The sequence below is a fragment of the Rosistilla oblonga genome (genome assembly GCF_007751715.1).
GTDB classification, from domain to species: Bacteria; Planctomycetota; Planctomycetia; order Pirellulales; family Pirellulaceae; genus Rosistilla; species Rosistilla oblonga.
The window spans coordinates 2,253,090-2,267,578 of the sequence record NZ_CP036292.1; the positions used below are offsets into that span (position 1 = coordinate 2,253,090).

Annotated in this window: 11 protein-coding genes; 1 reads left to right on the top strand and 10 read right to left on the bottom strand. The window is 61.1% G+C overall.

Going from position 1 to position 14,489, the window contains the following annotated elements; all coding sequences use genetic code 11:
- Positions 1-179: 179 nt before the first annotated feature.
- From CA51_RS07990 to CA51_RS08015, 6 genes are all read right to left on the bottom strand, one after another.
- Positions 180-893 (bottom strand): EF-hand domain-containing protein, encoded by a 714-nt coding sequence (locus tag CA51_RS07990; protein WP_197451678.1) that lies wholly within the window; start codon positions 891-893, stop codon positions 180-182.
- 203 nt (positions 894-1,096) lie between these two features.
- Entirely contained in the window at positions 1,097-2,275 is a 1,179-nt protein-coding gene (locus tag CA51_RS07995; RefSeq protein WP_231746061.1) for a phosphorylase family protein, read from the bottom strand.
- A gap of 85 nt (positions 2,276-2,360) precedes the next feature.
- The gene (gene hemQ / locus CA51_RS08000) at positions 2,361-3,221 is read right to left on the bottom strand and encodes a hydrogen peroxide-dependent heme synthase (RefSeq protein WP_197451679.1); all 861 of its coding nucleotides are present in this window, start codon (positions 3,219-3,221) and stop codon (positions 2,361-2,363) included.
- Positions 3,222-3,377: 156 nt separating this feature from the next.
- The gene (locus CA51_RS08005; RefSeq protein ID WP_145119425.1) at positions 3,378-4,463 is read right to left on the bottom strand and encodes a hypothetical protein; all 1,086 of its coding nucleotides are present in this window, start codon (positions 4,461-4,463) and stop codon (positions 3,378-3,380) included.
- A 15-nt stretch (positions 4,464-4,478) separates the two neighbouring features.
- Entirely contained in the window at positions 4,479-5,987 is a 1,509-nt protein-coding gene (locus CA51_RS08010) for a hypothetical protein (RefSeq protein WP_231746062.1), read from the bottom strand.
- 233 nt (positions 5,988-6,220) lie between these two features.
- Complete coding sequence (locus CA51_RS08015; protein ID WP_145119427.1) at positions 6,221-6,517, bottom strand: hypothetical protein; 297 nt, start codon at positions 6,515-6,517, stop codon at positions 6,221-6,223.
- A 301-nt stretch (positions 6,518-6,818) separates the two neighbouring features.
- Between CA51_RS08015 and CA51_RS08020 the strand changes: the two genes are divergently transcribed.
- The gene (locus CA51_RS08020; protein WP_145119429.1) at positions 6,819-7,310 is read left to right on the top strand and encodes a hypothetical protein; all 492 of its coding nucleotides are present in this window, start codon (positions 6,819-6,821) and stop codon (positions 7,308-7,310) included.
- A 73-nt stretch (positions 7,311-7,383) separates the two neighbouring features.
- Here the strand turns inward: CA51_RS08020 and CA51_RS08025 are convergent, their stop codons facing one another.
- The 4 genes from CA51_RS08025 to CA51_RS08040 all read right to left on the bottom strand — a co-directional run bounded on the left by CA51_RS08025 (position 7,384) and on the right by CA51_RS08040 (position 14,459).
- On the bottom strand, positions 7,384-10,071 hold the full coding sequence (locus tag CA51_RS08025; RefSeq protein WP_145119431.1) for a hypothetical protein: 2,688 nt from the start codon (positions 10,069-10,071) through the stop codon (positions 7,384-7,386).
- 163 nt (positions 10,072-10,234) lie between these two features.
- Positions 10,235-11,536, bottom strand: coding sequence for a c-type cytochrome (locus CA51_RS08030; protein WP_197451680.1), 1,302 nt, complete (start codon positions 11,534-11,536; stop codon positions 10,235-10,237).
- 89 nt (positions 11,537-11,625) lie between these two features.
- A complete protein-coding gene (gene ccoS / locus CA51_RS08035) occupies positions 11,626-11,838 on the bottom strand; it encodes a cbb3-type cytochrome oxidase assembly protein CcoS (RefSeq protein ID WP_145119435.1) in 213 nt (70 codons plus the stop codon).
- Entirely contained in the window at positions 11,835-14,459 is a 2,625-nt protein-coding gene (locus CA51_RS08040; RefSeq protein ID WP_231746063.1) for a heavy metal translocating P-type ATPase, read from the bottom strand. The genes ccoS and CA51_RS08040 overlap by 4 nt, the downstream gene beginning before the upstream one ends.
- Positions 14,460-14,489: the final 30 nt, after the last annotated feature.

The window sequence follows — 14,489 nt, forward strand, 5'->3', positions numbered from 1 at the left end:
TTTTTTAACCGCAGCGCGTGATTGGGAAACGCACTTCGCCTTCTTCCCCTTCACGCGGTTGCGGATGGATTTCCGTGCGGGTGGATGGATGCGAAACGCAAAATGCCCGCGATTGGAACAACCGCGGGCATTGGCGAGGTGAACGAAATCTCCACCGCAGGGGCGGCGGCAAGAAGAGGCTATTCCGCTGGCGGACGGCGAGGACGTTCGCCTCCTTCGGTTGGCTTCTCCCCATCGGGACGACGGCGGCCTTCACCGCCACCTTGGCGACCGCGGCGCTCAGCCATCTTCATCAGTTCCTCTTTGCTCAAAGCTTCGTCGCCGTCGACATCGGCGCGACTCAGCATCGCCCGCATCCGTTCTGGCAGCTCTTCGCCACTCAGTTTTCCGTCGCCATCTTTGTCCAACTTCAAGATCCGCTCGACAAACTGTTCGGGATTCCCGCCGCGGCGATTGCCTTCTCCTTCAGGGCGAGGCCGCCTTCCCTCACCATCGGGGCGACCTTGTCCGTCGCGCATTTCAGGACGATCGCCACGACCTTGAGGGCCACCGGGACCGCGATCGCCACGCGGCGCGGGCATCATTTCTTGAAACGACAGTTTGCCGTCGTTGTCGCGATCGAGCGACTTGAGCGCTTTCGCAGCCTGTTCGATCTCGGTCGCGTCGAGCATGCCATCGCCGTTGCTATCGAGCGCTTCCAGGATGGGGATCGGCGGCAGGCGTGGAGCTCCGTGGCGTGGGCCTCTGTCTCGCGGACCACCATCGCGAGGTCCGCCGTCGCGAGGACGTGGGCGATCGCCATCGCCTGGCCCATCCTGGGCAACAGCAATGCCAGCGGAAACACCTACAGAGACCAGTAGCGCCGCGGTGGCGGCGAAATGACGGTAACGCATTTTTTTGACTCGGGGCTGAATTTCAAGAAGAGATCTAACGGGTGCCGAGGACTCGCTTCGCGATCGGGGATCGCTCCATCGTCGACACGTAGAATGAAACCCCAGAGGCAGGCAAACGTTCCGCATAAATCTTGGCGATTGATTTTCCCGTTTCCGCCGTCGGAAGCCCTTCTTGACGCGATCGGATTCCGACACGGTGCGGTCTACGTTTCGGGGCCGCCCAGCAGCGGTTCGTCCATCGCGCGGATATCGCTGTTGGGAAATCCGCCGGGGAATTCCTGTTTGGCCAGCTCGATCGCGGCGATTGCGACCGCCAGATGCTGACTCTTCGTCTTCTTGTAGAACTCGAGCGCTTCGGCGGCCAGTTTCGGTTTGCCGTGCAGCGGTTTATCGGAAACGCACAGCAGCGTCGCCGAGGGTATTCGATAGCGGAAGCCGTTGGCGGCGACGGTGGCCGATTCCATGTCGACCGCGATGCTGCGACTGGCTCGCAGATCGGCTAACGTCCCTCGCAGCGTCAGTTCCCAGTTCCGATCGATCGTCGTGTAGACGACGCCAAATCGGTAGGGAAGCTTGCGTTCGTCGAGGACGCGGGCCAGGTTGCGATTCAAGACAAAGTTGGGCGACAGCGGGACGCTGGTCGGCAGCGTTTGGTCCAACAACCGATCGGCTCGCATGTAACCCGAACCGAGCACAAAGTCGCCGATCTCTTGGTGATTTCGGATCCCCGCGCAATGGCCGACCATCAACATCGCGTCGGGCCGCAGCACGGCGATATGGTCGGTCAGGTTCTTTGCGTTGCTAGGTCCAACGCCGATGTTGATGATCGTAACGCCGTCGTTGTTGACAGTCCGTTGATGCAGCGCCGGCATCTGCACATCGGTCCGCTGCGGACGGATGCAATCGGGATAGGCTTCGATAAATGCATTCATATGCATTTGGTAATTGGTCAACAGCACATAGCGTTGAAAGTCTTCGACCTGCGTGCCGGTGTAATGTTCCAGCCGTTGGATCGACAGCTCGGCTCGCTCGGGCCCAAACAGGAAGACCTTCTTCCGCGTGTGGTCAAAGTCGCTCTCGTCGATCAATTGCAGCAGCTTGGGCGCGTTCAAGTCGACTCTTGCCCGTGACGGTGCGACGTGCAGTTGTGCCCCGCGCTGCGCCAGCTTGGTCAGCTCGCGGCGCAGATACCAGCGAAAGGCGGAAGGCCGCGCGATCGAACCGGAGATCGTAGGATTGTGCTTCGACCAACTGCGGACGACGGTGAGCTTCGAATAGACTCCCGACGCATAATGCCGCTCCATCAACGCACAGGCAGCTTCGATCTGTTGCTCCAGATCGGCCTGCGACTGGCCGGGCAAAATTTGCATGGTCTCGGACACGACGATTCTCCAGGGCCCTTAATCGGCGACGAATCATTGGGTGCCGCCGATCGGCGATTCGATCCGCTGGCGAGGCGGGCGTCGATCAAACGTTGATTCGACAGTGGTCGAGGATCTCTTCACCGGTAGCGGAATAGCCGACGTAAAACGGGCCAAACTCGCCGTACTTGGCACTCGCTTGATCGAACCGCATGCGGTAGACGATCTCTTTCAGATGTTCGGGATTGCGGCCCCACAGCGTGACCATCCATTCCCAGTCGTCCAGGCCGACGCCGACGGTGATCAATTGCGACACGCGGCCGGCGAACGCCATCCCGCTCTGAGCGTGTTCGGCCATCAGCGACTGCCGCAGCGACGACGATTCCATGAACCAGTTGGCTCCCGGCACGCGGGATTTGTTCATCGGATAGAAACAGGCGGCGGGCCAATCGGGGATATCGGGTGACAGCCGCTGTTGATTCATCATCGGCAGACGACGCTCGTACGCGGCGACCTTGGCGGCCAGTTCGGGCGAATCGGGGGCGTTCCCTTCGCGGATCAACTTCTCGCGATACTGCGGGACCGAGGGGACGTATTCGGAGATCTCGCTCATCGAAACAAACGACCAAGTCGCCTCGACCGCAGCGCCCAACGGGCCCGACACGACCGCTTGGTGAACCGCGTCGATCTTGAGCGGATCGGCGTCCATCATCATCAAGGCAAAGTCGGCTTTGTGACCGCTGATGATGTACCGCTGCAGCTTCTCGGGCCGCGTCGCTTCGGCTGGATCGACAGCCGCCAGGAATTGACGCATGCCGTCGCGGAGCCGCCGCGCCGACAGACCGGCCAAAACATCGCGTCGGAAGCGATACATGAAGTGCGAGCAGTGGAGCCCTTCGGATGGCGTGCGACTTGGTTCGGGCAGGCTTTGCGAGGCGGCGTGGGGACGTCCAGCGGGTTGGTTCATGAGCTTCGTATGGTGGTGGATGGAAAGGCGTGGTGGGCAGATGAGCCGTCGCCGGCTGACCCAGAGTCTACCGCTGATTATACCGGCGGAGGCGGTTTGCGGCAAAGCGGCTGGTCGCGTGTCGGATCGCGATTCGTCACCGCGCTCGCCGACGATTTATTCGACCAACATCGCTCCGGTTCGCTTGGCGAGCGTCGGATCGATGCAGGCCAACATGTGTGGCCTGAGTTGAGAATAATGAGCCACGCCCAAACCGTGGACGTAGGTCAGCGCTTCGTTTAACAGCGTGTCGATGATCGGCGAGATCATCCGCGTCGCGGTCGCGGTGCCAGTCGACGGAGGCCCGAGCGCCGACGCGTGGGCATAACTGGCGTGCGGGTCGCCGGCTGCCGGTGCCGGATCGGCGGCGGGCCAGTTGTGCAATACGAGATAATCGATGCTGACCGCCGAAGCCCCCAGAGCCAACAGTTTCACGAGGTCCAGCGGCGACGTGGTCGGTGCGGAAACCCAGAGTGCGATCCCGGCGGCTTCGCTGGCGTCGATCATCCGTCGACAGGCAGCGGTTTGCGCGGCGATCAGGTTGCCAACGCTGGGGGATGTCGGATCGAGATCGAACCGCAGCACGATCCCGTCGGGGCGAGCGGCCAGCAGGTTGGGCAGGTCTTGCTGCAGATGGAACGGGCTGATCGCGACGAAGATCGCCGCCTGCGGCGCGAGTGCCCTCAGTTGTTCAATTTTGCGGCCTAGCTTGTCGGGGAGGGCGACATCGGCGGGCCAACGCGATCCGGTGATGACTGTCGAATCGGGCAGCGAATCGGCGCGGTGATCCCACCGCCGCAATTGATCCATCGTATAGACGCTGCCATCGCCGACCTCGCTGTTCAAACGCAAATCGACAAACGCCGCTCGCGACAGATCATCGATCGTGACGCCATAACGTTCGGGACGATAGGGGCACATCACCAGATCGGCCGGTCGATCCTCATCGACATCCAGATCCAACAGGCTGGTCACGACAGCGCTTTCGGTCAGCTCGTGAGCCAACAGAGCGCAGGTGGTCGGTGGCAAAAGCGCCCAGGGAAGATCGTAAGCAAACAGCGGACAGCGCAGCGGGATCGCCGGGCCGTGGGCGCGACGCACCTCCGATGCCGGCACCTCGCGATCGCTTGTCGACCGTGGACCTGTTGGCGGTGGCGCCAAGTGCAAGTCGCCCAGCAGCGAACGGTTGGTATCCAGATGCATCGATCGATCGTCCTGTTACAGTTTGCTGAGAATCTGCGCCGCTTTGGCTTCGTAGAGCGCCTGCCACGCCGGGGCCAACACGCAATCGCTGTCCTCTTGCGCATTCCCCACGTTCCGCAATTGGTCGGCGGTGGGGGCGTAATAAATGTAGCCGTTGGTATACCCGGCGACAAAGGTGTGCTCGTGCGGCGACGCTTGTTTGATGTTCTTGCCGATCTGGACCGTCAGTTCGCCGGGGAACGTCGTCAGCACAAAATCGCCGACGCGCAGCCCGACCAGTTCGACATCGATCATCCGCTTGCCGCCGTCGACTAGATCAGCCTGATGTTTCCGCAGCAGGCGAATGTTTGTGTTGACTCGGGTGATCTGTTCCATCGTGTGGATGTTGTCGATGTAGCGAGCCATGTTCTTGCGGTTCTCGATGTCCAAATGGCGTAGGTCGCTGCGACCGAGCGCTTTGTCGTGCAGATAGCGATGCGAATAATAGGAGGGGAATTCTTCGGACAGTCGATACTTCACGACCAGCGGCAAAAACGTCTTCAGGTTCAGACTGGTACCGGTCAGCGAGTTGACCAATTTCTCGCGTTCGGCTTCCATTTCGATGATCCGCTGCGCCAGATCGGCTCGCGGCAACGGTAGCGTTTCGTTGACGACGCGCAGTGTGGCGTCGGGACGCGTTTCGATCTTGCGAGCCGCTTGCAGCGTGCTGAGTCCCAGCAGATTGCCGAGCGTTTGGGCGTGACGCGGATGGTCGACATCTTTGTAGTCGATCGGATTGATGTCGCCGGCGCAGCCTTGGACAAACAACGCGACCGTTCCGTCGCTCATGTTTTGTTCGATCACATCGGACGCATAGCCGGTCATGTCGGCGGTGTTCGCGCCGCCGGGGACGCCTTGGATCGGATGGCAGGCAAAGTTGTAGACGATCGCCAACGTATCCCCTTCGGTCGTGTCGACTCGCAGCACGCCGATCTGCGGATCGATCGGTCCGACAGCGGCAACCGCTTCATCGGGCGGCAAGGAGTAGGCGTGGCGGACATCGATCTGCCGGCCATCGGCCAACTGCAGCCGACGGTTCTCCATGATCCGATCCTCGTGGCCGACGCCAACGCCGACTTGGACCGGGACCATCTTGGCAGCAGCTTGCGAAATCGCTTGGACCGTCAATTCGTCGACGTCGGTCCGGACGACGCTGTGGCAATGACTGGCGTTGATCATCACGTTGGCCGGAGAAATGCCAAGCGACTTTTCGACCTCGCCGCGGACCTTGCCGAGATATTCGTTGTCGATCCGGCCGATCTCGCCGATCGCCACGGCATCGACTGTCACGATCGCGGCGGTCGTTGTCCCGTCGCTGATCACCAACGCTCGTACATAGGACCGATCGTTGACCGGACCGGCCTGCATGTCGGTGATGTCGACTTTGGCAACTCCCGCGGTCAGTTCCGCCGCTCGAAGCTCGGCGGCGGAGTAAATCGTCAGGGTGAAAGAGAACAGGCAGCAGAGGGCAAGATGTCGAAACATTGGCGGGCCTTGAGCGGAGGTGGGATAGGAAAGGCAAGAGATCCACAGTTTGTCCGATCCAGCGGCCGCTGTCGAGCAAATTTCTCCGGTGGTCAATGGTTCCGCGGGGCGAGGCGTTGCGTGGACAAGAGCCCGCGTCGCACGACGACGCTGTCAAATGCTACGCCTTGGCGGCGGGGACTTTATACATTTTGGTGCCGGTCGTAGGCAGCACGGACGATCAGGTCGATCTTTTACGCCTTGGCGGCGGGGACTTTAAAGATCTTGGTGCAGCCCGGGCATTTGACAGCTTTGCCGGCGCTGGCTGCGGAAATCTGCAAGACCTTCTTACAGCCGGGGCAGCGAATTTTGATCTTCTCGGTCGAACCCGACAGCGCCGCCTCGGCAGCTCGCTGGATCTCTTCCAGATCGGCCTCGTAGGGGACGTTGACGGTTTCTTGACAGCCGGGACAGCGGACGCGTTTGCCCGCCTGTTTGAGCGTCACTTGCAATTGATTTTTGCAAGATCGACATTGGATTGCGATCGACATCGGTACAGCCTCTTCTTTTTTGACGCCTCGCCGCGAGAGGAGGTTCCCATGGTTCGTTCCCGAACCGTTAATATGGGAAGCTTGTGGCGGAACGGCAGCCTCGGGCTCCGGCAGAATGAAGCGGAGTCAACGCCCCATTGGCGGATAACCGGAAAGGTTTAATAACATGGATGCCTTGAAGTTACCAAGCCGCCGCGAATTGCGATAGTGAATAAGATGTCCTACGAAACATCCGCATCATGCCGCCCCCGCCGAAGCGGTTTAAACGTTATTTGAAACACTCAACGAAACGATTTGCTCGATGGACACGCAACTTTTGATCGACACCCTCTCTCGGGTGATCCACGTCGCCACCGCGATCACGTTGGTCGGCGGCAGCGCTTTTATGCTGCTGGTCCTGATCCCAGCCGCGCTGAATCTGTCCGACGAAGAGCACGACCGCTTGCGAACGGGACTGATCGCGCGTTGGAAGCGGTTTGTCCACATCGGGGTGACGCTGTTTTTGATCAGCGGCCTGTACAATTACTACCGCGCGATCCCGTCGCACAAAGGGGATGGGCTGTATCATGCCCTGTTGGGGACGAAGATGTTGATCGCGCTGGTGATCTTTTTTATCGCCGCCGCCTTGGTCGGACGCTCTGCGAAACTGGAACCGATCCGCCGCAAGCGAACGCTTTGGCTGAAGGTCCTGCTGATCTGTGCATTGATCGTCGTCACGATCTCCGGCTTCGTCAAAGTTCGCGGCCCGCAGCCACCCGCCGCGGCGAAAGCTCCCGCAGCGGTAACCGAATAAGTCGGCTGGATCAGCAAAACTTCAGCCGCTGCGATTCGCGTCGGCAATGTTCGATCGAGCCAGCGGGCAGCTCTTATTTTGCAGCCCGTTTGACGTCGACTTCCATATCGATCAGCAAACGTTCATCGACGACGTCGACCGAAGCTTCCAGTCCGCGGAACCAGTTCATCACAGCGGCGGTTTGCGGCGCGTGGGCTTCGGTCGCCGAGGAGCACCAGTGTCCATCGTCGCGGCAGTGGTATTCGCCGTGCAGCGGACACTGCATCGCTGCCCCAAGCAGTTCCTCGGCAAACGGTAGCGTCGACGCGGCGTCGATTCCCAGTTGCTCGGTGAGTCGCGACAGCAGGTCACAGCCGGCTTGCGATTTCTTTTGTTCGCCCTCCAGCAGCGTCTCACTGACCCACTGGCCAAGATCGGTCTGCGAGAGGTCGGCGATTGTCAGTTGGGCTCGTCGCAGCGGTTGCTTGTCGAGCACCGCCAGATCGGGAATGCTCTCGACCAACACCTCGCGGTTGAACGACAGCAGGCTGACGCGTTCGGATTGATAACGGTACGCGCCACCGACAAGCCGCGTCATGTTGGGGCCGACGGGGCTGCCGCGTCCGAGTCCCAGCGGCAAGCGGTCGATCAGGCCGGGATCGGGCCAAGCGGCCAGGTATCCGCGGATCGTCGAGAATGCAAAGATGCGATCGATCGGCGATTCGAATTTCTCCAGCGGGGCCGGCCGGCAATCCTTGATTCCACCAAACAGATAATGAGGCGGAATCGATCCGTTCAATTTATCGCTGTGTACGTTGGCGTAGAACGAAACCAGATCGGACTTCGAAAACTGGACGCCGATATCGGTCGCTGGCCCCAGTTGATCGACTAGCCAAGCCTGTTTGCCCAACAGTCCTGGCGAGATGTCCAGTGCGATCTGCAATCGCTCTTGCCCCGGTGATTTTGAATCGGCAGTTGCCCGTGCGATCTGGATGAAGACCGGTTCCAGCAGCCCCGGTTGATCGGTTCGTGATCGGTTGATCTGGTCCTGCCAGACGCGCTCGGCCGGAGTGATCTTGTCGATCGTGGTGTCGTCGATCGGCAGCAGGGTCTGTCGACCGCCGCGTCGCGAATCGAGCATCCCGTCGGGCGTCAGGATCAATCCGCTGCGATCGGCTCGCCGGCCAAAGCCCTCCGGAAGGTAGCCCGCGGCGATCAAGTCTTCGGGCAATTCCAGCGTTTTGCCTTCGTTTGCGGCAGTCGCGCGGGCGGCGACCAGCACCGCCATCTCAGCGGCGGCGTGGCTGCGACGCTGCAGTTCGATCTGAAACTGTGGCGTGTAGAGGCGACTCAAGAATCGCCCCGACAGATAAAACGTGATCGCGGCGGTTTTGGCGTTGGGATACTGTTTGCGGAACTGTTGGAATTCGGCGGTTGCGGCGAGCGTCGTTCGCGATTTGCGGGCGGCGATGAACCGCCCCGCCAAATGCTCGCTGCTGGTCACGAACATCCAGTTCCCATTGGAGATCCAAAACGAACGGACTCGATTGTCGGGAGTCGACAGCAACGAGACTTCGATCCCTTCGATCGTTTTCGTTTCCAGCGTGCAATCGTCGAACTGGGCCTCGGTCGCGCGGCGGTCTTTTTCCAGAAACGTCGACAGCAGGAAGGCGTTCTTCGCTTGCAGCAGCACGCCGATCGAAGGTCCATCGTCGATCAACAGGTCGTTACCGATGACGGCGACGTCGCCGATCAGGGCGTCGCCAAACAGATCGGCCAGTTGGTTGTAGCGGACATTTAATAGCTCTTCGATTCGCTGGCTGCTGCGTCGATCCAGGATCGGCCGAGCGACCATGTTCTTGATGTCGCCGTCATGTTCTTGAGCCAGCTTTTGAAACCACAGGAAATTCGAAAAGCTGCCGAACCGCAGATAGAAGCACTCCGGCGGAACCATCCGCGCGATTGGTTCGATCTCCGCCGGGACATCGTCGTCGTCCAGCGGATCGATCTCCGGCGGGGCGGCAGCGGCCGGCAGATCGGTGAGGACTTCGGACTCTTCGGTCGAGTTGCCGCGCAGAACATTAGCCAGCGCGATCCGCTGCAGGACAGCCGAATCGGCCATCATCGCGATCGCAGCGGGTGGCTTTTCCAACCGCATCCGCGACAGCGACGCCGGTGCTGGCAGATCGAGTCGGCGGGAGAGATAGGAGAGCAGGTAGGCGTCGGCGACGGGAAGGAAGGGAGCCGCTTCGATCTGCCCTTCGGCTTGGTCTTGGTAGGTCTGCCACCACTGCAGCATCGCCGCCCGTTGGTCCTCGGGGCTGGCGGCGACCGGGACGATCGGAATCGTGGCGACCGCGGGCCCGGAGATCTGCAATTCAAACGGGCTGTCCCCTTGGAACAGGAACCAGATTTCGTAGCCGGTGACCTGTTCTCTTTCGTCGGCGGTGACCGCCGCTTTGACGACTTGGCCCAGTCGTTCGAGGATCTTACCGCGGCCGAACTTCAGTTCGCGCGGGGCGGGATCGAGCCGCATCGGATCGCGAACCGTAACGGTTACCGGTTCGGCAGTCGGATAAAGGACACGGCCTTGTGGCGAAGTGACCAGCACTCGCGAGAGCCCCTCGACCGGCTGAGGCCACTGAACGCGAGCGTATCCAACGCCATAGGTCTCGCCGGCGATCGCAATCACTTCCTGCCCCACTGCGGTTGTTGGGAACCAAGGGTTCGAAAGGCAATACGAGAGCCCCACGAGATACAGAAACAGCTTGGCATGATGCATCGCGTTCAATTTTCCATGACGAAGAGAGAAGCAGGACAATCCGTTTTCGCGTCGCGGCAAATTGGTTGATTGCGTTGTGCGACGCGCCCCATCGAACCGGACGCGATCACGCGGTCCGGTTTTGCTTTCCCAGGGACGTTACGCTGGAGCGCAACGTCTGCGACTACTGGATCGACATCGGTGCGTCTTCACGCAGCGAGCGGATGTAGTTGACCAAGTCCCAGATCTGGTTCGGTTCCAAACTGGCTGCGGGCATTGGCGTGCCGTCGATGCCAGCGGCGATCCGCAGATACAACAGCTCCGGATCGGAACCGCCGCGGTACAAGCCCTGGCGGAAATCGCGAGCCTTGATCAATCGTGGTGGCAGGACGCCGCGAGCGATCAATGGGATCTGAGCCGCTTCGTCGGTCGGATCGATACCGCGTTGCAGCGTCCAGTCTTTAGTCCAGTCGTCGTAGTCTTTGTTGGTTCCGTCGCCCCAGCCCTTGGGGCCGTGGCACTTGGCACATGCAGCGCGTTCGGTGACGAACAGCTCTTTGCCGCGTTGGATCGATTGCTTCAAGGGCGAATCGCCCGGCGCCTTCGCTGCGGCCACAACCTCGTCGATCGTTGCCGGTACGGGAACGTCTTCGGGTTCGGGGACTTCGACCACTGCATCCTCGGCGTCCAACCAACCCTCGACGGCGCCAAAGGTGAGGTCCTGGATGAATTCCCACTGCTCGGCGAACATTTCGTACTCTTCGATCTGAGCTTCATCGGTGAGCGTTTCGGGATCGAAGTCGTCTTTGTATTTCTGCAGATATTTGTCGACCATCGCGTTGTCGAACAGCGTTTCGCCAGCGGCAAAGTCGATCAATTCCGCCTCTTCCAACAGCGCCCGTTCGACTTCGCCACGCCAGGTCAGATACATCACGTAATCGATCAGCGCTTCGACATCTTCGGGATTCTTATTCAGCTCGGGGATCGCCACCATCGCGGTCCCATCGAGTCCGTGGGTGATCGCAAAATGGAGATCTTCACGCAGCGGCTTCGATCCGCGGCGGGTGCTCTTAAATTTGTATTTCCCCATTCGATAGTCGCGAGGATAGGGATCAAGCAGTGCGGCGGTCGTGCCGCGACCGTTGCCGGTGATGCCGTGGCAGGTCGAGCAATGTTGGCGATACAGCCCGCGGCCCTGTTCGCTGGGCGAACCCGACGCGGCGACCAAATTATCCATGCTGACCAGCGTTCCGAGATCGGGATCCTCGAGAAGGAAGTCGGGCAGTTTCGGATCGTCGGGAGTCCCGAACAATCGCGTAAGCGCGGTCTGCGTTTCCGCCAACGCTTGATCCATCGGCTCTTCGACCGACATCGACACCAGTTCGGCCAAGACCATGTTCGGTTCGAATTCCGCAACATAAGGCTTTTCGCAGCCAGTCAAAGCAGCCAAACCGATCAGCAGCAATGCGTAGGTAGTCGTTTTCATGGTGATCCTATGTAATGTGGTGGTCTGTTGTATTGTATCGTTTGCCATGCCGATTCGTCTTGGGGAGGTCGGCATTGGTGGCCGCCGGATCAGCCATCGGGATCGGCGGAACCGCGTCGATCGAGATCGCTTTCCGCGGCCTTCGCCGGCTGGGGGCGCGTGTCGCGGTCGTCGATCAAGATCCGTACCGCCGGGGTTTCCAAGTCGTCGTATTGTCCGCCGCGGATGCAGTACACGCAGGCGATCATGCCAGCTGCGCCCAGGGCTAGTGCCAGCGGCAAGGCGACAAACAACACGCTCATTTTGTCCTCTCGAGTTCATCTCGTTCGCGGAAACTGCGCGAAGCGAGCGTCAACGACAACACGCTCACACTGCTCAACGGCATCAACACCGCAGCGACCAGCGGGCTGATCCGGCCGGCCATCGCCAGGCCGACAGCGATCACGTTGTATCCTAGCGAAACGGCAAAGGTGATGTGAATCAGCCGAGCGGTTCGGCGGGCGCCGCGGACCAGTTCGACAACACTTCCCAGTCTACCCGATGCGATGAAAATTGGCGCCGCTTGCAAACTAACTTCCGCTCCGCCACGGACCGCAATCCCTACATCCGCCGCGGCCAAAGCTGCCGCGTCGTTGGCTCCATCGCCGATCATCACCTGCAATCCCGGGGCTGGTTCGGGCAGATGAAGTTCCGCCGAGCCAGGATCGGCCGGGCTGTGATGCGACACAATGTCCAGTTTGTTTTCGGGAGAAAGCCCGCCGATCGCAAGCGATTGCGGCACGCCCACGCGATCGGCAACGCTGCGGACGACGCCGGGATGGTCTCCCGACAGGATGCCGACTCGCCATCCGGCCCGCTTGAGTTCCGCGATCGCCACGTCGGCGCCAGCTCTCAACGGATCGTCGATCCCCAGCACGGTGATCGCGATCGCGTCGCGAGCGACCACGATCGCCGTGGTCCCTTGAGCGGTCAACCGCTCGGCTGCCTGCGACAATTTAGCCGGGATTTCGATCCCCTGGGATTGAATGAATTTCAGACTTCCGGCCGCGATCGCGGCGCCGCGATGTTCCCCCAAGACGCCGCCGATCGCGATCTGCGTTCGGGCGGTTGCTTCGTCGGTTGAGTCGGTTCCTGCGGGCGAGTTGTCTTTGTCAGTTGCCGCCACCCCTTCAAGGTCGTCGGGAAGATCGGCGGCGGCCAGGATCGCATCGGCGATCGGATGGCAGACATCGCGTTCGATCGCCGCGGCACTTGCCAAGCCGTCGCGATCACCGATCACTTCGACAACCCGCGATCGCCCCTCGGTCAGCGTTCCCGTTTTGTCGAACCAGATCGTCCCGGTTCCGGCCAGTTGTTGCAGCGAGCTGCCGTCGCGGATCAAGATCTTCCGCCGAGCGGCTCGGCCCAGCGAGACCGCGATCGCCAGCGGTGTTGCCAACGCCAAGGCACAGGGACAGGCGACGATCAACAGCGCCGTGGCATTAGCCGCTCCCTGTTGCCAATTGTCGCGAGCACTGAGCGCAAACGCGACGAGCGCCAGCGTGGTGACGACGATCACAAAGATCCCGCCGATCCGGTCGGCCAATTGAACGATCGGCGTCTTGCGAGCCGCGGCGGCTTCGACAGCTTGCATCACCCGCCCGATCCGGCTCGCATCGCCGCTCGCTTCGACGCAGACATCGATCGAACGCGTGACGTTCACCGTGCCGGCAAGGACCGTCTCCCCCACTGCGGCGCGAATCGGCTGGCTCTCCCCCGTCAGCAACGACCTGTCGATCGTTGTTTCTCCGGCGATGATCTCTCCGTCGGCAGGAAAGCTTTCGCCCGCGGCGACGCGAATCCGGTCGCCCGCCTGCAAGTTGTCGGCCAGCACCGCTTGCGTCTCGCCATCGTCCAGGATCCGGCTGGCGTGGCGCGGCGTGATCCGCAGCAGCAGATCGACCGAGCGAGCGGCGCGATGCTGCTGGCGGAACTGGATCCAACGGCCGATCAACAAAAAGAAGACCAGCACGGCCAGCGAGTCGAAGTAGACGTCGCCGCGGCCGGTGATCGCGTTGATCAGCCCGGCAATCGAACCGACCGAGAGGCCTAACGCGACCGGTAGATCCATGTGAGGTGTGCGGGTTCGTAGCGACGCCAGCGCGCCGCGGAAGAAGGTTCGGCCGGGCACCGCGACCGCCAGCAGGCCCAATCCCGTTCCGATCGTTCTCAAAAACGTGCGGTGATCCGCGTCGACGCCCGAGGCTTCCCCGGCGTACAGACCGATCGCAATCCACATCGCGTTGGCGGCGCAGAAGCCGGCGATCGCGATCTGGATCAGCAGTCGCCGGTTTTCGCGAGCGAAGTGGTCGTCGAGCTGTTTGGTGAGCGGAGCGACTTGGTAGCCCAAGCGGTCCATCGTGCGAGCGATCTCGCTCAACGGAACCCGCTGCGGATCGAAGACGATGCGGATCGTATGATCGCTCATTTTGACGCGGGCCAATTGCCAGCCGTCGATCCGCGCCGCCGCGTTTTCGATCAGCCAAGCACATGCGCCGCAGTGCAGTCCGTGGAGCGCTAGATCGGTCGAAAGCAGACCGCCCGATTGCGGCTTCGGTGCCGAATCGCCTAAGAATTCCGGCTGGTCGAAGACGTCGTATCGCGACCGTTGGCCGGGGACGCCTTGAGCCGCGGCGGAGGTCATCTGGTCGCGAAGGGCGTAGAAATCGGAAAGGCCCCAGCCGTTGATCAGGTCGTACGCACCGTGGCAACCGTTGCAGCAGAAGATCCGCTGCGGATCGGCATCGGCGCGGACTCGCGTCGGCAGTCCGCAATGGACGCAGGGAAGTTCGACGATCGCCGGGCAAGCGGTTTCGTCGGCACTGGCGGCTTCATCGGCTGGCAATTCAGCTGCGCTGGAATCAGAGAACGCTTCGGTATTCAACGCCTTTTCCTTATCCCTTTCACTATGCAG